14 protein-coding genes are annotated in these 19039 nt (G+C 59.7%); 6 read left to right on the top strand and 8 right to left on the bottom strand.

The window, feature by feature from the left end:
- The first annotated feature begins 28 nt into the window (after positions 1 to 28).
- The 5 genes from MB02_RS10585 to MB02_RS10565 all read left to right on the top strand — a co-directional run bounded on the left by MB02_RS10585 (position 29) and on the right by MB02_RS10565 (position 7342).
- Positions 29 to 1030, top strand: a complete 1002-nt coding sequence (locus MB02_RS10585; protein ID WP_067536834.1) for a cyclase family protein — start codon at positions 29 to 31, stop codon at positions 1028 to 1030.
- A 55-nt stretch (positions 1031 to 1085) separates the two neighbouring features.
- The gene (locus MB02_RS10580) at positions 1086 to 1514 is read left to right on the top strand and encodes a VOC family protein (protein WP_067536831.1); all 429 of its coding nucleotides are present in this window, start codon (positions 1086 to 1088) and stop codon (positions 1512 to 1514) included.
- 12 nt (positions 1515 to 1526) lie between these two features.
- Positions 1527 to 3929 (top strand): membrane-bound PQQ-dependent dehydrogenase, glucose/quinate/shikimate family, encoded by a 2403-nt coding sequence (locus MB02_RS10575; protein WP_067536828.1) that lies wholly within the window; start codon positions 1527 to 1529, stop codon positions 3927 to 3929.
- Positions 3930 to 4264: 335 nt separating this feature from the next.
- Positions 4265 to 6163, top strand: a complete 1899-nt coding sequence (locus MB02_RS10570) for a flavin-containing monooxygenase (protein WP_067536826.1) — start codon at positions 4265 to 4267, stop codon at positions 6161 to 6163.
- An 87-nt stretch (positions 6164 to 6250) separates the two neighbouring features.
- Positions 6251 to 7342 (top strand): Zn-dependent alcohol dehydrogenase, encoded by a 1092-nt coding sequence (locus tag MB02_RS10565; RefSeq protein ID WP_067537337.1) that lies wholly within the window; start codon positions 6251 to 6253, stop codon positions 7340 to 7342.
- A 77-nt stretch (positions 7343 to 7419) separates the two neighbouring features.
- On the opposite strand, the gene MB02_RS10560 is transcribed toward MB02_RS10565, so the two are convergent.
- The 5 genes from MB02_RS10560 to MB02_RS10540 all read right to left on the bottom strand — a co-directional run bounded on the left by MB02_RS10560 (position 7420) and on the right by MB02_RS10540 (position 14027).
- Positions 7420 to 8610 carry a DUF1214 domain-containing protein gene (locus MB02_RS10560; RefSeq protein ID WP_082826116.1) on the bottom strand — a complete coding sequence of 397 codons (1191 nt, stop codon included), beginning with the start codon at positions 8608 to 8610 and terminating at the stop codon, positions 7420 to 7422.
- Positions 8603 to 9556 carry an NAD-dependent epimerase/dehydratase family protein gene (locus MB02_RS10555; protein WP_082826115.1) on the bottom strand — a complete coding sequence of 318 codons (954 nt, stop codon included), beginning with the start codon at positions 9554 to 9556 and terminating at the stop codon, positions 8603 to 8605. Before MB02_RS10555 ends, MB02_RS10560 begins: the two co-directional genes overlap by 8 nt.
- A complete protein-coding gene (locus MB02_RS10550) occupies positions 9553 to 10725 on the bottom strand; it encodes a sulfotransferase family protein (RefSeq protein ID WP_067536822.1) in 1173 nt (390 codons plus the stop codon). Before MB02_RS10550 ends, MB02_RS10555 begins: the two co-directional genes overlap by 4 nt.
- Positions 10722 to 11522 carry a sugar phosphate isomerase/epimerase family protein gene (locus MB02_RS10545; RefSeq protein ID WP_067536819.1) on the bottom strand — a complete coding sequence of 267 codons (801 nt, stop codon included), beginning with the start codon at positions 11520 to 11522 and terminating at the stop codon, positions 10722 to 10724. Before MB02_RS10545 ends, MB02_RS10550 begins: the two co-directional genes overlap by 4 nt.
- A 186-nt stretch (positions 11523 to 11708) precedes the next feature.
- Complete coding sequence (locus tag MB02_RS10540) at positions 11709 to 14027, bottom strand: TonB-dependent receptor (RefSeq protein WP_067536816.1); 2319 nt, start codon at positions 14025 to 14027, stop codon at positions 11709 to 11711.
- 221 nt (positions 14028 to 14248) lie between these two features.
- Between MB02_RS10540 and MB02_RS10535 the strand changes: the two genes are divergently transcribed.
- Positions 14249 to 15127 carry a LysR family transcriptional regulator gene (locus MB02_RS10535; RefSeq protein WP_067536814.1) on the top strand — a complete coding sequence of 293 codons (879 nt, stop codon included), beginning with the start codon at positions 14249 to 14251 and terminating at the stop codon, positions 15125 to 15127.
- Positions 15128 to 15180: 53 nt separating this feature from the next.
- Here MB02_RS10535 and MB02_RS10530 read toward each other — a convergent pair whose 3' ends face one another.
- The 3 genes from MB02_RS10530 to MB02_RS10520 form a co-directional block, all read right to left on the bottom strand.
- Positions 15181 to 16911: an N-acyl-D-amino-acid deacylase family protein gene (locus MB02_RS10530; RefSeq protein ID WP_067536811.1), complete on the bottom strand. Its 1731-nt coding sequence runs from the start codon at positions 16909 to 16911 to the stop codon at positions 15181 to 15183.
- A gap of 25 nt (positions 16912 to 16936) precedes the next feature.
- The gene (locus MB02_RS10525; RefSeq protein WP_067536807.1) at positions 16937 to 17818 is read right to left on the bottom strand and encodes an MBL fold metallo-hydrolase; all 882 of its coding nucleotides are present in this window, start codon (positions 17816 to 17818) and stop codon (positions 16937 to 16939) included.
- Positions 17819 to 17953: 135 nt separating this feature from the next.
- Entirely contained in the window at positions 17954 to 18808 is an 855-nt protein-coding gene (locus MB02_RS10520) for an alpha/beta fold hydrolase (RefSeq protein WP_067536804.1), read from the bottom strand.
- Positions 18809 to 19039: the final 231 nt, after the last annotated feature.

Genomic DNA, 19039 nt, shown 5'->3' with positions numbered 1-19039 from the left:
CAGCACCGGAAAGAGTAGGAAAGTCATCATGCCACGCTGGGTGAACAGACCCGAAGGATCGAACTGGGGTGATTTCGGTGAGGACGACCAGCTCGGCCGAATGAATCTGTTGACGCCTGAAAGGCGGCGCGTTGCGCTGGCTGAAGCGCGAGAGGGCATCACCTTTACGCTGAGCCTGCCGCTCAATTTGCCGACTATTCCCCTCTCGCCATCCCGGCAACCGCCTTCGCTCTATGCCGCGCAAGACGAACAGGGCAGCGTTTTCAACCGCGTCGATGAGGGAGGCGAGGAACTGACCTGCGATGATCGGGTGACGTTGCATACGCAGCATTCGACCCAGTGGGATTCGCTCGCTCACCGTGGCCGGGCGTTCGATGCAGACGGCGACGGTGTTGCAGAACTGGTTTATTATAACGGTTTTCGCGCGAACGAGGATGTGGCGGGCCCGCTAGGCGCTACGCATGAAACGCATGCACATGCCCTCGGTATCGAAACGCTTGCCATGGCCGGGGTGCAGGGCCGCGGGGTCATGGTGAATCTCGAGGCGGCTTTCGGCAACGAAGGCCGGGCGGTCACGCGGGACGATTTGCTGCGAGTGATGGATGAACAGGGCGTGGAAGTGCTGCCCGGCGACTTTCTGGTTCTATACACCGGTTTCGACAAGCTGCTGCTGGAAAGAGAGGCGCGAGGAGACAGCGCGCCAATCCACACCATGTGCTGTGCGCTCGATGGCAAGGATGAAGCCCTGCATCAGTGGATTATCGATAGTGGGATTGTCGCGATCTGTTCGGACAATGTGGCCATCGAAGCGCTTGATCTGATCCTGTCGCCGGAGCCCCCGCCGATCCGGCTGCCGATCCACGATCTGTGCCTGTTTCGCCAGGGCATTTTCCTGGGGGAGCTCTGGTATCTGGAGCAATTGGCTGCATGGCTGCTCGAAAGGCGGCGGCACGTGTTTCTTTTGACGGCCCCCCCTCTGCGCCTGCCGGGCAGTGTCGGATCGCCGCTCACGCCCATTGCGACGGTCTAGGCGGAGTGGGCCAGTCCGGCTGAAAAACAACAACTGACGAAGTGGGAGTTTCGAAATGGGTGTCACCGGTTTTTCGCATGTGGGTTTGAGCGTTACCGACGCGGATCGTTCGCTTGAGTTCTATACCAGTGCGCTGGATTTCCAGGTGGGTGCGCGCCACGAGCTGGGGGCGGATTTCAAGGCGGACAATGACGATTTTCCACCCCTGCCTCTCGTCTGCCAGTTTGTGACACTGGACGATCTTCACATTGCCTTGCTGCAGTATCCCGAACCCGAAGTTCCTGCGGGGCAGCGGCCGGTCTATCGTGTCGGGATCGTCAATATCGGTTTGCTGGTCGATGCGATCGAACCGGTGGCGAAGAAGATAGAAGCATATGGCGGACAACTCATCAGGGAAACGCTGCTGGAAAGCGAACAGGGCACTTTCCTCCACTGCCTCGATCCCGATGGCGCCCGTATCGAGCTCATGTGCATGCGCGACTGAGGCAAGCCTGTGATGGCAAGGGACCAGGAGGGCGTGGTTCGCCTAGGCCGGTGGCACAGGATTTACGCCGCGATCCTGCTTCTGGCAGGGCTGCCGATCATGGCAGGGGGCCTCTGGCTGCTCTCGCTAGGCGGTAGCGCATATTACTTCCTGTGCGGCCTTGCCGTCTTGGTCTCGGGAATACTGGCATGGCGGGGATCGGGGTGGAGCGCGGTCGGTTACGCGACCTTGCTGTTCTGCACGTGGGTCTGGGCGCTGGCCGACGGGGCTTTCGATTTCTGGATCTTGCTGTCGCGGTTGGGTTTTCCGCTTTTGCTTGGGGCAGGGTATCTTCTGAAGCCCGTTCGCAAGGGGTTGGTCCACGGCCCGCAAGCTCCGCAAGGTGTGCGTTGGGCCATGGCCTGCACGCTCGTGCTGATCGGTGCGACTGCAGTGGCCGGATGGTTTGCCGGGGATCCCTTTGCCACGGCGGCTGGCACCCGGGCGAGCCCGATACTGGTGAACAGCGGATACGACAACGGGGGCGACTGGATAAATTATGGCAATGATCCGGGGGGCACGCGTTATTCGCCGCTGTCGCGGATCGATCGTGACAACGTATCGGGGCTGAAAGTTGCCTGGACCTATCGCACCGGTGATTATCCGCCCGGGCAAGGTCCGTTGCGCAGGCTGGAAGTGACGCCGATAAAGATCGGTGACAGTCTGTACCTTTGTTCCGGTCGCAGCAAGATTATCGCGCTCGATGCGGAAAGCGGGGCTGAACGCTGGGTGTTCGATCCCAAGGTGGATCTTGCCGTGGTCGAGCCTTCTTCCGCATGCCGTGGGGTTACCTATTTCAGGCAACCCGATGCAAAGCCGGGGGCGCAATGCGCTGAACGTATTTTCGAGGCAACGGTCGACTCGCGTCTCGTGGCAGTGGATGCCCGGACCGGGACCTTATGTCCTGCATTCGGGGACGGAGGAGAGGTCGATCTGACCAAAGGTCTGGGCGATGTTATCCCGTCCTACGTATCGACCAGTTCCCCTCCCGTCGTGATTGGCGGCAAAGTGGTGGTCAACAGCCGGGTCGCGGACGGACAATTCGTCGGTGAGCCTGGGGGCGCCATCAGGGCCTACGATGCCGTCAGCGGTGCCGCATCCTGGGCATTCGATCCCGGCAATCCGGACGACCACAGCTTTCCCGCCAATGGCAGGCACTTCGTGCGCGGAACTCCGAACAGCTGGGCACCGATGAGTGCGGATGAAGAACTCGGGCTTGTCTTTGTGCCGACCGGGGTCGCGACACCGGATTACTGGGGAGGACATCGCACCGCTCTCGACGATCGATACGGAAGTGCCGTTGTCGCGCTCGACGCTGCCACCGGCAAGGTCCGCTGGGTGTTTCAGACGGTGCATCACGACTTGTGGGATTTCGATGTGGCGTCCCAGCCGGGGCTGGTGGATCTGAAAGTGGATGGAAAGCGTGTGCGGGCACTTTTCCAGCCGACCAAGCGGGGACAGATGTTCCTCCTCGATCGGCAGACGGGCAAGCCGCTGGCGAAAGTGGTTGAAAAACCCGTGCCGCAGGGCGGCGTGCCGGGTGAACGCTTGTCACCCACGCAACCCTTTTCGGTCGGTATGCCCGCTCTCGATGGCCTTCCGGTATCGGAAAGCGATATGTGGGGCCTGACACCTTACGACGCGTTGTGGTGTCGGATACGCTTTCGTCAGGCGATTTGGGATGGGCCGATGACCCCGCCATCCGACCGCTTCTATCTACAGATGCCCAGCGCGCTGGGCGGTGTGAATTGGGGCGGGGCAACTATCGATCCGCAGCGCGGCATTGCTTATGTTCCCTGGAATCGATTGCTTCTCCGCAATCGGCTGGTGCCGCGTAGCGAAGCCGATGCGGATGGGATCGCACCGATAAAGCCCGGGGGCTTTATCGGTGGCGTGGTTGCGCAGTCAGGAACGCCATTTGCATCCACGGTTGCCCCCTTCGTTTCGCCGATATTGGGCATTCCCTGTAATGCACCGCCATATGGGCGGCTCTCAGCGATTGATCTCACCAATCGCAAACTTCTCTGGACCCGCCGTGTCGGGCTGGCATCGGAGAGTCGCGTGGCCGGTGTGCGGGTTCCGTTCCCGCTCGAGATGGGTGTGCCGGTGCTGGGTGGCAGCCTTGCAACCGGCAGTGGCCTGGTTTTCATGGGAGCATCGGGCGACAATCGCTTTCGCGCGTTCGACGGGGCGACAGGCAAGATGCTCTGGTCCGCTCGTCTGCCGGCTTCCGCCAATGCGACACCTATGACTTACAGCGCCCCCAAAAGTGGGCGACAGATCGTCGTTGTGGCGGCTGGGGGGCATCCCATGCTGGATACACCACCGGGCGATTACATAGTTGCTTTCGCGCTTTCCGGTCGGAGTAGCCGTTGATTCCTGCCGCTTGCCATATGTGGCGATGGATGCGTTTTATTATTACTCACCTGCATCTTGTTCAGTCACAATATGCATTGGACGGCAGGTCAACGCCGGATCATATTGGCTTGGTTCCCGGAGGGCGACGGGAGGCCGCCTCATTGCGGGCTTCGTCGATACGAGCTGTCGCAGGGTTGCGATAATCGGGAACGGACAACGGTGAAAAGTGGCGTCGATTGCCATGGCCGACGCTCAACGCGGTGTTCGGACCGAGGCTGTGCGCCACATTTCCGGGATTGATGAGAAGCCGGCGACCCCGGCTCTGGAACAACAGAATTGAGGAGTGGGATTGGATGAGCGTGGCCGAACTCGACGCACAAGTGGATGCCGGATTTATCCGCCGTGGGCTGGAGCAAGCGAACCTGGATGCTGTGCGGGTGGCGCTCTACCAACAGACCCACGACAATGAGATTGCGGCGCTGCCGGTCGCTGCGCAGCTTGCGCCGCAGCAACGCGACCTCCTGATCGCCAGGGTCGTGGCCTGGCTGCAGGAGAACGGGACACGCACGGCTATGCCCGAACCCGAGTTGCCGGAACTCCGCCGCCTGATGGAAATGGCTACCGGGCAGCCCATGAGCGATCTCGAATTTACTGCGCGCCGGGACGTTCCCGGTTTTCGCCCGTTCCCGTTCGCCGTCGATTGGGAAGGGGAAAAGGTGACAATTCCCGAGGGGTTTTCCGTCGCCATCATCGGCAGTGGGGTCGCAGGGATTGCCGCAGCGATGCAGTGCCGTCTGCTGGGCATTCCCTATGTCGTCCTTGAACGGCAGCAGCGTCCCGGCGGCACATGGCAGATCAACCGCTATCCAGGTGTGCGGGTCGATACACCTTCGATCAGTTACGAATACAGTTTCGAAGACAGCTACGATTGGGACGAACATTTCTGCAAGGGGGCCAGCGTTCGTTCTTACTTGCAGCATATTACGGAACGGTACGGCATCGAGAGCAACACCCGCTTCGGCTGTGAAGTGAATAACGCCACTTTCGACGAGGCACGCGATGTCTGGGTACTGGAAATGGATACTTCGGACGGCCCAGGAATAGTGGAAGCCAATGTGGTGATCACTGCGGTCGGGTTGTTCGCAAACGCCAAGCTGCCTTCATTCGAAGGGATGGAGGCGTTCAGGGGGCGTATCGTGCACACTGCGCGATGGCCGGACGAGGATGTCGAGCTGCGCGGTAAACGCGTTGCGATCGTTGGAAACGGTTCGACCGGGGTGCAAATCCTGAAGAATATCGCCGAGGTGGCCGAACAGGTTTACGTGGTCCAGCGCACTCCGCAATGGATCAGCCCGAGGGAAGGATACGGCCAGCCGATCACTCCCGAACTAGCATGGGTGATTGCGCATTTTCCCGGTTATCGAAACTGGTGGCGATACATGGCGACAGCGGCGCTGTTCGACATTCACGAACTCCAGATTACAGATCCGGAATGGCAGGCTCAGGGCGGGCACGTGAATCCCCGCAATGACGAACTGCGCAAGTTTCTGACCGGCTACATTCATGAACAGACCGGTGGGCGCAAGGATCTGATCGAAAAGGTTACGCCCGATTACGCGCCGTTCTCGCGCAGGCCGGTGGTCGACAACGGCTGGTACCAGGCTCTGACCCGCGACAATGTCGAACTGGTCGCCTGTGGTATCACCCGGTTAACCGAGAACGGGTTCGTCGCGGAAAATGGCGAGGAGCTTGAGGTCGACGTTATCGTTGCAGCCACTGGTTTCGAAGTCGTCAAATACCTGTGGCCCACGAAATATGTCGGCCATGAAGGTCAGGACCTGCACGAGACTTGGGAATCGCGCGATGGGCCCCGGGCGTATCTGGGCATGATGATGCCGGGTTTTCCCAACATGTTCATGCTCCATGGACCCAATGCACAGCTTGTGACCGGGGGAACTCCGATGCCCTCGTGGTATGTCGTTTGGGCGTCTTATGCCGCGCGATGCGTGATGGAGATGTTGCGGCAGGGCAAATCGCGCGTCGATGTGAAGCCCGAGGCCTTCGAACGATATAACGCCAGGCTGGATGCGGAGAGCGCCAAGCTGGTCCAGATGACCAAGGAAGGCGGCATGGACAAGAATTACTTCGTCAATGCCGAACATGGACGCATCCAGGTCAACGCTCCGTGGTTGAGCCACGATTTCCATCGCATGTGCACGGAAGTCGAATGGGATGACCTCCAGCTGACCTGAACGGTGCGCGAGCCAGCATTATCAACGACAGAGCTTCCCTCGTCCTGACGGGGCGGGAGGATGCTCTGCGACCTGGGAGAAAATACGGTGCGAGCATTGATTTACGAAGGGCCGAATAAGGTCAGCTATACCGAAGAACTGACAGTGCGTGACCCTGCGCCCGACGAAGTGCTGGTGCGTATCGCCGCCAGTGGAATCTGTCGCAGCGATATTGCAGTGCTGGATGGTACGATCGAATGGCCGGCACCGGCAGTGCTCGGCCACGAAGGCGCCGGCATCGTCGAATGTGTCGGGTCCGAGGTTACGCACGTCAAGCCGGGCGACCATGTCGCGCTGCACACTCTGACCCATTGCGGCTACTGTTCGCAATGCGTTGCCGGCAAGCCGACCCGTTGCCGCTCGACACTGGGCAATCGCAGCGAACCGTTCCGTCTCGGTGACATGGCGGTTTCGAACTTCGCGGCCACTTCGACATTCGCCGAACTGACTGTGGTCAAACGCCAGCAGGTAGTGAAGATTGATCCATCGATTCCTCTCGATCTTGCCTGTGTCATCGGTTGTGGTGTCATGACCGGTATGGGGGCCGTTCTCCACCGCGCTCAGGTGGAGCCGGGTGAGGCGGCAGCGGTAATCGGCGTTGGCGGGATCGGTCTGAATGTGGTCCAGGGGCTTCGCGTAGCCGGTGCATCCCGCATCGTGGCTGTCGATCTCCTGGCAAGCCGGGAGGAAATGGCGCGCGATTTCGGCGCAACGGATTTTATCGATGCTTCCAGAGAGGATACCACCAGCCGGTTGAAGGAAATGTTCGCCGACCCGAAGAACGCCGCCGCCAGTGGTGTCGACTGGGTGTTCGAATGCACGGGGAACAGTCAATCCCTGCGCGGTGCGGTCGAGGCACTGGCCTGGGGCGGGACCTGCGTCGTCATCGGCAATGCGAAGCCGGGCGCGGAGCTGCAAATACCGATCCAGCCCCTGTTGATCATTGATCGCGGAATCATGGGGGTCCGTTACGGCACTTCGCAGCCGAACCGTGATATCAACACGTACCTCTCGATGTACGAGAACGGCATTCTCAAGCTCGATGAGCTGGTCAGTCAGCGTTATGCGCTCGACGATTTCGCGCAAGCCTTCGACGATCTGCAGTCAGGAAAGCTCGCTCGCGGGGTATTTGTCTACTGAAAGACACAGGGCCACTCTCTGGAGAGTGGCCCTGCCATCATGTGCCAGCCAGTGCGCTATCCGCCACTGACGGTGGCTTACCAGTGTTTGCGCAATTGATAACCGACACGGCGTTTGTGGATCGCTTCGGCCCGTTCTTCAGCGGTGTAGATGGGCGTGTCCGCGGGCAGATGCTGCCGCACGTCGGCGACCTTGCACCGTGTCACCGTCGCGTCGGGTGCATCGCTGGGGACTTTCCACCGCATCTGTATGATGCCCCAGGGATTGTCCGCCTTGTCCATCCAGTTTTGCACGCCCGGATCCTGCTTCGAGATCACGACGCGTAGCTTGCCGTCGGAATCGATGCGGGCCTGGGATTCGTTAAGGCTGGTTTGCCGATTGGCCCAGTCGATCGTGCTGAACCGGTCGTCGGCCACCAGCAGGGACCAATAAAGGCACGACTGCGGCAGGGCCGTTTCGATCACCAGAGCTTCGTCATCTTCGATTTCGTAGGCCCCGTCATAATAGACCTGGTTGGGCATGCCCCCGATGCTTTCGATCTTTTTCGAACGTGTAAGCACGTTGACGCCGTGGTTTTCCCGATACCAGCGGGCGAGGTCGATGTCGAAGCGTACCATCCCCTCGGCCCATGGGCCGAGATTGCCGATCCGGCGGTCCTTTTCGGCAGCCGATGTTTCGGGGCCGTCGTCAAGCCGTTCGATCGCCATCCGGGCATCGACTTCGTTGATCCAGTCGACTGAACATTGGCGCATCAAAAGGCGGGCAGTCCATGGCTCCAGCTTCCACCAGTCGCCATCGTAACCGGCAGGGCGCTCCGCACTCAAGATCACGCTGAACCAGCCGTCTTTTCCCAGTGTCAGTTCGTCGAGCGCATTCTGAACGGGGGGATGCGAAGTCGGGCCTTCGTGACCGAGCAGTTCATAGCTTTGCTGTCCGACTTCGACGAAGCGATTGGTCCCGCGGAATCCGGAAAGGCGATATGTGCCCTTCGGGTCGACTTCGGTCGAGTTGTAAGTGTAGTCGGGGCACGGCCCGCCCATGTTCATCGCGATATTCCAGCATGGCGTCCAGGTCGGCTTGCGCGGATCGAACGAAACGTGATCGAGATAGCCGTTGGCAACCGCCGAAAGGGCGAGAAGGAACAATTCCCGCCGGTCGTCGGCGTCAGGATTCTCGCGGCCCCAGCGGTTCACAAGCTGGTCGCCGACAGGCGCGATATTCTTTAGCATCGCATCCCATTCGGGCATGCGCAGTTTGCTGTCAGTCATGTTGGGTTTCCTCTTCCTGCCTGCCATGTTCAGGCTTTATGCGATCGGGGTAGAGCTCCTTGAGGGTGCGATATATTCCCTCTTTCCACTGGACCTTGCATGGGCCGGTGATCGCCAATCGTCTGGTCGCGTCAACGGCAGAACCGATCGAAGCACCGGGTACTTCGACCACTTCTATACGAGGTTCGAGCCCTAGCAGTTCTGCGCCGTATTCCACGATCTGCTGTATGCTGACGGCTTCGTCGCCCGCCCAGTTGACGATCGTGGCCGGAACGCTTGCTGCTTCCAGCAGAGGGCCGACGTGCGCCAGCATGTCATCGTCGTGGATCGGGCTGTAGGGGCACGGATCCCAGCGTGTCGTCACGGGCTTCCCTGTGGCCAAGGCCTGCATAACGAACACCGGAAGGCCGCCACGGGGGCCATAGGATGCCCCCATGCGCGCAATGGTGATGGGAATATTGAACTCACGGGCGCAGAAGCGGGCTACGGCTTCTTCGCCGATTTTCCCGATCGAATAGGCTGGCGCCATGGGCAGCATGATATCGCCCAGTGGATCGTCTTCGTGAAACAGATGCCAGGGATCGGGGTGCGGTTTATAAACCGAAACCGTCGACATCACGAGCGCTGCCTCGACATTGCGGCAGTGCGACAGCAGCAGCCCCGTGCCTTCCGCGTTGATCCGCATCGCTGCTTCATAATCGTCGCCCTGGACGACGGCGGCAAGATGCAGGAGATGCGTGAAATCCTTGGGCAATTCGGAGAAATCGGGATCAGCGATGTCGATCGCCAGTGTCCGGATTCCCGCGGCTTCCACTTCCTGCCGGCTGGCGGGATCGCTGAAGCGGGCAATACCCCATACCTCGTTGTGCTTTGCCAGTTCGCGAGCCATTGGGAAGGCAATCTGCCCGGCAGGCCCGGTAATCAGGATCTTGCGTCCTTCAATCATGCATGTGCTCCTAATCGGCGGGAAGGAATGTCGAGGGCGCGGATATAGAAATCGAAATCTTCGCGCAGTTGCTCGGGCGACATGCCGTATTCCTCGGCGGTGTAACGATGGGCGCCGTGTGCGCCCGAGTGGTTTTCCTCGCGCCAGGTTTCAAACCGCTGCCGCATGGCATTGGTCAGCTCCATGCCGAGCCAGTCGTAGATACGCTCCAGCTCTTCCATCGGGCGGGCAACGAAGTCGGCATGATGCACGTCGAGGAAGCGATCGGGCCCGAGCTTTTCACGGGCGGCCATGGCCTGGTGCATTCCCGTAAGGAGATGGCTATGAATCTCCCGGCCGATTTTCTCCTTGCCTATCTTGGCCACCACTTCAGGGGGATAGAGCGACGCCACGAAGCTGGCGTAGGACGGCACCGACTTCACCGGGTCGCGGTGGGTGAAGACGAACCGGATATCGGGATAGGCGTCGACCATATGGTCCAGATGGAACTTGTGGTGCGGTGCCTTGAACAGCCAGCGATTGGGCGGGCGGCTGGATTGCAGCAGCCGGGCAACGCGCGCATGGTAGGCGAAGGTGGGCCGCATGTCCCCTTTCCGCCACCAGTCGTGATAGCGCCAGATCGGCATTGTCATCTGCTGTGACCGGAATTCGAGGCCGAGCACTTCGGTATCCTCGACCGAAGCATCTGCGTCCCACAAATGCATTGCCGCCTGTTCCGGATCGTCGCGCAGGAGGTTCTCCACCATTGTCACATAGGCTACCCGCCGCGGATCACGCTCTTCATCCTCCAGTCGTGGCGGCGGACAAGGCTGTTCCTGCTCCCACGCGCGCAAGGATCGGAATTGGGGTTCGAGCGAAAGCATGTTGCCCAGTGCCGTCGTACCGGTGCGTGGCAATCCGACGATGGAAATCGGATTTTCGATCGGCGCGTTTTCCGCCCCGGGATGTGCGGCAAACCAGGCTTCGATCTGCAAGCGATTGGCAAGGCGGCGGACAATCAGGTTGATCGCCTTTTCCCGGTCGGCAGGGCCATATGGCACGTCGGCCGCAAGGCTTTCGCGCATGACGTCCAGCCCTTCGAGGAAAGTCGGTTCACCGAAATCATCCAGACCGGTCTGTTCGCTGGCCCGGTCCATGAGTTCTTTGGCGGAAGGATATTCGACAGTCATGCGCCTCGCTCCATCAGCAGGTTGTTCAGCCAGTCGATGCTGCGCTGAAGTGCTATTTCCGGACCTTCCGCGTCGACGCTGGGCCCGATGATCTCGATATCGAACACACCCGCATATCCCGCCTCGAGCAGTTCCGTGATCAGCCAGGCCAACGGCATCGTACCGTCGCCCAGTGCGCGGCGATTGAGCCTCAGTTCCTCACCGACCATGAAATCACTCACCTGAACTTGCGCGATGTGATGCATGTTTTCGCGAAACAGCCGCGGCAGATCGCGCTCGTACCAGCAGTTCTGCAACTCGAGGCAGAGGCTGATGCCGGCCTCCCCGCATAGCCTGAACGCATCGGGCAGCGTATGAACGAAGCCGATATTGCGGTTGGTGATCGAATTGTTTTCGACGGCCAGACGCACCCCTTGCCGTTCAGCGTAGGCCGCGACTTCCGGAAGTACGGAGGTGAGTGCTGTGCATGCGGCGTCGGTCGACATGCGCGGCGGAGTCCGCCCCGATGTGAAATAACACAGCGAACAGCCCGCCTGTGCGGTAGCGTCGATCGAGGGGGCGAGTACCGTCATGGCTTCCCCTTCACCGAGCAGGCTCGCCGTTGCATCCAAGGCGGCCACGCAAGTGACTTCGAGGCCTGCCTGCCGGATCGCGGCAATGCCGCCGGCAATATCGTTTTCGATCTTCATCAGCGGGAAGCCGATCCGCTTTGCTCCAAGGCGGCGCAGCATCGCGAGATCGTCGGCCAACGGCCACGTCAGCGTGCTGATCGTGTTGATCGAAATGCGCGGATGCATGACATCTCCCAATCGGTATTCATTTGGCTGCGGTCGGGCAGCAATGTCCAACGTGTTTGGCCGCCTGTCGTGTTGCAACGACATCGGTCAGGCTTCCGGTCATCTAGAACGGGCCGGACAATTCCCGATCCGGCCCTTGTGGCAGGGGTTCCCCTCAGGACGTGGAAAGACCCCTGCGATGCGCCGTCAGAAGCTCACCTTGGCGTCGATACCGTAGGTACGGGGCTTCTTGAAAGTTGCCCCGGCAAAGCCGAGCGATCCGAAGTCGATACCGTAAAGGATGTTCTTCTGATTGGTCAGGTTGTCTCCCCAGATGCCGACATCGAGCTTCGACCCGCCCAGGTCGATTCCTTCGACTGACAGGCGTGCTTTCACGTTATCATCGGCCGGCGACCTGATCTCTTCATTGAACGGCGCGGTGATATTGAGAGCGTTGAAATAGACTTGCGTCCGGTGTGAATAATCGACCCGCATTCGCATGGTCGCATCGCCGATGGGCTGGGAATATTCGCCGCCCAGATGCAGGGTCCATTTGGGAGTATAGACCGGCTTTGCCTGATCTGCGACATCGCTTACGGTATCCGTCGCGGGATCGCGGAACAGGAACTGTTTGTACTTCGTATCGGTGTAACCGACCGACCCGTCGAATATCAGGCCGGGGATCGGAGTCACGGTCATTTCCGCTTCGAACCCCTTCAGCTGCACTTTGCCTGCATTGACAGTCAGGGATGTCGCGCCGCCCGAGCCTGCAGCGAATTGCTGAACCTGCAGATTGTCATAGTCGGTAATATAGGCGGCCAGGTTGAAGCGCAGGCGCCGGTCGAGGAATTCGGACTTGAGGCCTGCTTCATAGACCTTGGCCTTTTCCGGTTCGAACGGGTTGAGCGTGGATGTGCGAGGATTGAACCCGCCGGAACGGTAGCCGGTAGAGAACCGCATGTAGGCCATGACCCCCGGCGTGAATTTGTATGAAAGCGATGCGAGCCAGGAGAAGTTGTCGAATTTCACTTTGCCGCGCAGTTCGGGACTGACATCGCCAGTCAGCCGGATGGTCTTCTTGTCCTCCGTGTAGCGTCCGCCCAATGTGAGTTCGAGCTTCTGATCGAGAGAGGATGGAGTCCAGCTGACCTGGCCGAAGACTGCCTTCGATTCCGATGTGCCGCCAAACGCCTGGAGAGGATAGAGGTTCAGCCCCGCATCGCCGCCTTCGAGTACGAAAGTGAGCGCCTGGCGGTTGGATTCAAACGACTTCTCGTGGAAATAATAGAGGCCGCCCAGGTATTTGAGATCGCCGGACGATCCGAGGAACTGCAGTTCCTGACTGAACTGATGCTGGCGTTGCGGGGCGAGGTTCCCTTTGTACGGCACTACGACATTGATGCCGTCCACATCGTATGTGACAGGGTCGAGCGTTACGCCCAGCAGTTCGCCATTGCCGCTGAGGTCGGCAATCGTATTCTGGAGGAAACGGCGGTAGCTGGTGATCGACTTGATCGTCAGCGCATCGCTTGCTTCATAATTGAGCGTCAGCGAGTGGCCTGAAATTCGCGAGTAGGAATTGAAGCGTGTCTTGCCGTTCTGATCGACGAACCCGGTGCCCTGGACATCCTGAAGCCGATCGGGACCATACAGGAATGGTGCGCCGCCAAAGTCGGGCGATTGGCTATAGTAATTGATGACGTCATCGGTCGCGGTCGTGATCTGGAAATAAGTCGGTGTGCCGCTGCGGTAATCGAAGTCGAAATTGTAAGTCGCCGTCAGCGGACCGAAGTCTCCTTCCACCGAGGCGAAGACGGAATTGGCCTTGAGCGAGCCGAAATCCTTGGATCCGCCAGTCAGGGTATTGTTGACCCACCCGTCGTTCTGCCTGTGCTGGGCGCTGATCGAAGCCTTGATATTGGAATTGCCGATGTATCCGGTGTCGATTTTGCCGCGCACGAACCAGTCGTTGTAACGGCCATAGCCGAGTTTGACTTCGCCGCCCATTTCGTCTGCCGGCTTCTTCGATGTCAGGACAAGCGCGCCGCCAATGGTGTTGCGGCCAAACAGAGTGCCCTGCGGTCCGCGCAGCACCTCGACGCGTTCGAGGCTGACGAGGTCGAATAGCGCACCAGACGAGCGGGCAAGATAAACCCCGTCGAGATAGATCCCCACGCCCTGTTCCGATACCGACGAAGGCTCGTGGTTGCCCATCCCGCGGATATAGACTGTCCCGGCGGACTGACTGTTCGGCGTCGGCAGAACGGTCAGCGAGGGGGCAAGTTGGGTGAGGGACGTGCTGTCGACAATGTTCTGGCGATCAAGGAAGTCGCCGGAGAGAGCGGTAACGGCGACAGGCACGTTCTGCATGGATTCAGATGTACGGCGGGCAGTGACGATGATGTCCTCAAGCCCCTTGGTGGATGTGGCGGAATTCTGTTCCGGCCCATTATCCGTTTGAGCATGAGCGCCGCTGGCCAAAGTAAGCATGGCAATGCCGAAGAGCGGATAAACTCTCGTTCTCATGAAAATTTCTCCCAAACTTATTCGATTGTTATAATTTAATCTTGTGAATTGATTCTATTGAGTAAATTTATTCAGATAGAATTTTTTCAGACACGAGAAATTCGCACCCGAATCTTTTCCGGCCCCTGTATTCACTCACCTAGTGACAACGAACATTACCTGGTGCATTGCTGACGTCTAATGCATATTGTTGTTCGAAACTATTACAGCAGGTAATGTCTATGGAGTTTTCACGCCTCCACCACATCGTCGCAGTCGCACGCACAGGCAGCTTTTCCCGTGCTGCTGAAGAGGTTTTCCTGACGCAACCTGCGCTCAGCCGCAGCATTGCGGCATTCGAAGCCCGGCATGGCGTGCGGCTGTTCGAAAGACGCCGGCGCGGCGTTGTGCCGACGCCGGCGGGCCGGATGGTGGTCGAACGGGCGCAGGCCATTATCGCTTCGACCCGCGAGCTTGAAGAAAGTCTCGTTTCCCACGCGGTCGGCGACGCAGGTGAAGTCGTGATCGGGGTGGGACCGCTCCTGGCCAGTCTCATCCTGCCGCTGCTGGGGCAGCGAATGCTCGCCACGCGCCCGACATTGAAATTGCGCACCACGATCAAGACGCGCAGCGCGCTGCTGACGGACCTGGCCGAAGACAAACTCGAACTCTTGCTGGCAAACTCGGGAGAGCCGGACATTCTCATCGATTTCGATGTCCGCGGCATAGCCAACTTACCGATGTCGGTAGTCGTTCGGGGCGGTCATCCCCTGGCCGGTCGAGATGGCCTCACCATTGCCGACCTGGCGCCCTGGCCGGCTGCGGCGCAAGTGATTCACTTGCCAGGCCTGGGAGGGGATTCGGGCGTTTTCGCCTGTGAAAATCACCATGTGCTGCGAGATGTCGTTCTGTCGAGTGACTCCTATACCTGCACGTCGAGGGCTTTTGTCGCGCAGGAACTGCGGGAAGGACGGTTGGCGGAACTCGCAATTGCGGATTTTCCTGTCCGCGATATCGAAGTCGGTATCGTCCGCCGCCGCAATCGCAGGCCTTCGCCTGCCGCGCTTGCAGTGGAGGAGGAGGCGGTGCGTTTGTTGAGAGAGTGCGGCGAGGCCTGCTGATTTTGCTGTCAGCCCGCATTCGCCCTGCCTGGGCGCGTTGGCGCCTCCGCCGATTATAGCGACACCCCGGGCCGCAGCACGTGTCCCGGTAATCCGCAATCGTCCAGCAACCGGCCGTCCAGCACGATGGGTACACCGTTGACGATCGTTGCCTTCACGCCTTTGGGGCGGCTCGTCCATCGTGAATCGCCGCCCGGCAGATCATGGGCGATAACCTTGATGTCGGGGCCGATGGTCTCGGGATCGAAAATCATGATATCGGCGGCATAGCCTTCGGCAATGATCCCGCGATCATTGAAACCGAGTATCTTGGCGGGCAACATCGTGAACTCGCGAATGGCCTCTTCCAAGCTCCATTTGCCCCATTCGCGCACCCAGTACTTGAAGAAATAGGATGTGAATTCGGCATTGTCGTCGCGGCCAAGGTGCGCGCCGCCGTCCGATGTTCCGATAATCATTTGCGGATGGCGGGACGCGAGGAAAGTGCCCTCCCGCCACTCGTCGGTTTCGGTGTTCCAGATGAATTCTGTCTCGAGATCTTCGGACAGGGCAAGGTCCGCCATGACGTCCATCGGAGCGCAACCGCGTTCTTCCGCAATTTCCGTCAAGCGCCGACCCTCAAGTACGGCGTTGTCCGGACGCCTGGTCTTGCCCACCAGCATGAGGTTGAATGCCGGGGGCGGAGTGTTGGAACCCTTGGCCGGATCGGAATTCGGGTTTTCGACGGCGTACCGGATTTCATCGCGGTAGGCAGGATCGCGCAGCATTGCCATCCGTTCTGCAAGACTGTCTGTCTTGAACAGGCGGTGAAATGCGGGGACACCTTCGTACATGCTGGTATTTCTGGCCAGGCAGACGGGGCGATTGAACGGGCGAGAGATCAGCAGCGAATAGACCGCAGCCCCCCGCTGGCGGCAACTCTCTAGGTATTTTTCCGATTCAGGCCAGGTTGCGGTTGGAGCTTCGACCTTGCTGCGCGCACCCAGTCCCTGGATGATAATCGGCCGTCGGCTGGCGAGTGCCATTTCCACCAGCAGTTCCCCGTCCTCGGCCGAAAGACCGCCCATGGCGCTCAAGGGAAGGTAGCCTATCGTCCCTTTGTTCGCCCGCCCCACTTCGTCTGCAAGAGCCAGTAATTCCTGACGTGATGAAAGGCGGCTTGGTACGGGGCGATCCTCCATGTCGAGGTCGGTGGGCGAGTGCGAGGAAGAAAGGCCTGCGGCCCCGGCTGCCATCGCATCGCGCACGATCATGCGCATTTCCGCCACTTCATCATCGGTCGCGGCGCGCTGATTGCTCTCATCGCCCAGCACCCAGCGTCTGATATTCGAATGCCCGATATAGAATGCGGCATTGATGCCGATCTTTCCCGTGCGAGCGGCAAGGTATTCCGGAAAGGTCTCAAAATCCCAGGCAATGGCCGCCATGGCATTCGCGCCAATCTCCTCCACTCTGGTGAAGATGGAACTCATGTACTTGCGGTCGGCGGCCCGGGTCGGGGACATGGCAAAACCGCAATTGCCGGTGACGACGCTGGTTACGCCATGAAAGCATGACGAAGTGCCGTAGGGCTCGAATGTGAGTTGCGGATCATAATGCGTGTGCGCATCAATGATGCCGGGCGCCACTACGTGTCCTTCGGCATCGATGGACCGCCGTGCTTCGGATCGGGCGAAACGGCCAATGCCGACAATGCGTCCATCCCTGATCGCGACATCGGCTTGCCTGCGCGAAACGCCCGTTCCGTCGATGACGAAGCCATTCAGAATTACGAGATCGTACACGTCGTTCTACCCGTTGTGACTTGGTTCAATTTGCTTTGGAGCCTTCGTCGGCAAGCGCGCGGAACCACCAGTTGTCCGCGTCGCGCATGACGTGCCCTGCGGTTGGTGGTGCGAAGTGGGTGCCGATGATGAGATTGTCCTGCGTTCCATAGACATCCCTGACATGGCGCCGCATGGCCTCTGCTGCCTCGGCATCGTCATCGGCATCGGAGCCCCATTCGATTTCCGCCCACTGGATCGGATGGAAGAAGAGGTCACCGGTTATGAATGCCCTTTCACCACACGATTCGATGGCTACAGAGACATGGCCGGGCGTATGGCCGGGGGTGGGCACCAGCCGGACCTCGTCCGTGATGATGTGGTCCATGTCCACCAGGTCGGCGAGACCTCCGTCGACGATCGGCTGGACGCATTCGTTCAGAGTCATGGCATACCCCTTCTCCTTTGCGGCATGCCAATGCTCCCACTCCTTGCGGGAAAAGAGATACCGGGCGTTGGGGAAGGACGGGACCCACGCCCCATCTTTCATCATGGTGTTCCAGCCGACGTGATCGAAATGCATGTGCGTGCACAGTACGGTGTCGATTCCTTCGGGAGTCAGGCCTGCGGCCAGAAGATTTTCGAAAAAGGCGTTGGTGGGCAGTTGCCCGCTTTCCTCGACCACGTGGGGTCCTATGCAGGTGTCTACCATGATCGTCCTGTTCCGGCTCTTCACAACCAGACCATGAACTGAAATCAGCATCTTTCCGGCGCTGTCCACGAAGTGTGGCTGCAACCAGGGAAGATGCGGCGCGAGCGCTTCGGCCGACGCCTGATGGAGCAGCATTTCGGGAGGGAACGGATCGCAGCTTTCCGCGATCCGGATTACTTCGACGTTTCCGATAGTCCAGCTTAGTGCCTTGCTCATGGCAATGCCTCCCGCAGCTTCCTTCTCACCCAGGCAAAGTGTTGCACGGGTGCGTTATCCCGCACGTCTGATGATCGGAGTTTTCCGGAAATGCGTAACCCGGCTGCGCAGACGGCGCGCGACTGCGAGGTGGGTTCAGCCCTGCCGGGGCGGCTGGCGCAACAGGTCGAGCAGCGCGGCGTTGAACCGTTCCGGTTGCTCGTACATTGACCAGTGCCCGGCATCTTCCACTATGTGTAGCTGGCATCCGGGCTGGATCGCGCGCAAGGCATCGGCGTTCATTTCCGGGCCGGGATGCGGAAAATCGTGCTCCCCCCAGATGAGGTCGATCGGAGCGGTTACGCGACGGACTGCGGACAGGAGATTATCGGGGATCACGTGATACTGCACTTTCGTGCGAACTCGCGGTCCGTAAAGCATGGAAATGTCGAGGGCCAGGTCGTCGATCCTTGCCGGATCGTGCAGCATCATGGCACCCAGGTTATGGCGGTTTACTTCCCGCCGCTCGTCGGGTGACGTTCCCCGCATAGGGCGAAAGTCTGCTGATTGCACTGGAGTTCCGAGGCCGCCCGCATCGACCAGTATCAGTCTTCGGACCAGTTCGGGCTGCAGTATCGAAACGAAGCACCCCAGGAGGGCCCCTAGCGAGAAGCAGGCGAAGTCGATTGGCTCGTTTCCATATTGCAACTGGATAAGGCCATCGGCGATAGGAGCGGCATGGTCGATCGGGCTGTCGAGATCGGCAGGCGGATCGGATTCGCCAAAACCGGGCAGATCGGGAACGATCACGCGGCGGGTTTGTGACAGTTCGCCAATGTTGCGGATCCAGTGCATCCACCCGCCATGCGACCCGTGGAGCAGGACAAGAGGAGGGCCTTCACCCCAACTATGCCACAGGACGTTCCCGGCCTCGTGCCCGGTTTCATCGCGCTGGGCACTTGCAAGCATGTTGGCCACGATTTCGTGCCGGGAGATTTTGACCGTGCCCACTCCGTTCTATCCTCTGTCATGCGTTGGCGGATCGTCTCCATTTGACCTTAGGGGGTCCGTGCAGTGGAGAGGACGTCTGACGATGGCGTTCCATATTTCCGGAAAGCAGGACAAGACCACGTGATCGACTTCTGCCGGCAAGCCGCGCCACCCGGCTTCAGCGCAAATCCGGCATCGCAATTGTGAGTGCCAATTTTCGCCCGGTTTTTGGACCATTCGCGTCGTGCCCCA

It is taken from the genome of Croceicoccus estronivorus (assembly GCF_001625325.1).
In the GTDB taxonomy this organism is placed as follows: Bacteria; Pseudomonadota; Alphaproteobacteria; order Sphingomonadales; family Sphingomonadaceae; genus Caenibius; species Caenibius estronivorus.
The sequence above is the reverse complement of the archived record's forward strand: the minus strand, read 5'-3'. Positions and strand labels throughout refer to the sequence as shown.

What these genes read in the sequence shown, in the direction of transcription:
- MB02_RS10585 (WP_067536834.1), top strand. Translation starts at nt 29, where the DNA reads ATGCCACGCTGGGTGAACAGACCCGAAGGATCGAACTGGGGTGATTTC.
- MB02_RS10580 (WP_067536831.1), top strand. Translation starts at nt 1,086, where the DNA reads ATGGGTGTCACCGGTTTTTCGCATGTGGGTTTGAGCGTTACCGACGCG.
- MB02_RS10575 (WP_067536828.1), top strand. Translation starts at nt 1,527, where the DNA reads ATGGCAAGGGACCAGGAGGGCGTGGTTCGCCTAGGCCGGTGGCACAGG.
- MB02_RS10570 (WP_067536826.1), top strand. Translation starts at nt 4,265, where the DNA reads ATGAGCGTGGCCGAACTCGACGCACAAGTGGATGCCGGATTTATCCGC.
- MB02_RS10560 (WP_082826116.1), bottom strand. Translation starts at nt 8,610, where the DNA reads ATGACTGACAGCAAACTGCGCATGCCCGAATGGGATGCGATGCTAAAG.
- MB02_RS10555 (WP_082826115.1), bottom strand. Translation starts at nt 9,556, where the DNA reads ATGATTGAAGGACGCAAGATCCTGATTACCGGGCCTGCCGGGCAGATT.
- MB02_RS10550 (WP_067536822.1), bottom strand. Translation starts at nt 10,725, where the DNA reads ATGACTGTCGAATATCCTTCCGCCAAAGAACTCATGGACCGGGCCAGC.
- MB02_RS10545 (WP_067536819.1), bottom strand. Translation starts at nt 11,522, where the DNA reads ATGCATCCGCGCATTTCGATCAACACGATCAGCACGCTGACGTGGCCG.
- MB02_RS10540 (WP_067536816.1), bottom strand. Translation starts at nt 14,027, where the DNA reads ATGAGAACGAGAGTTTATCCGCTCTTCGGCATTGCCATGCTTACTTTG.
- MB02_RS10535 (WP_067536814.1), top strand. Translation starts at nt 14,249, where the DNA reads ATGGAGTTTTCACGCCTCCACCACATCGTCGCAGTCGCACGCACAGGC.
- MB02_RS10525 (WP_067536807.1), bottom strand. Translation starts at nt 17,818, where the DNA reads ATGAGCAAGGCACTAAGCTGGACTATCGGAAACGTCGAAGTAATCCGG.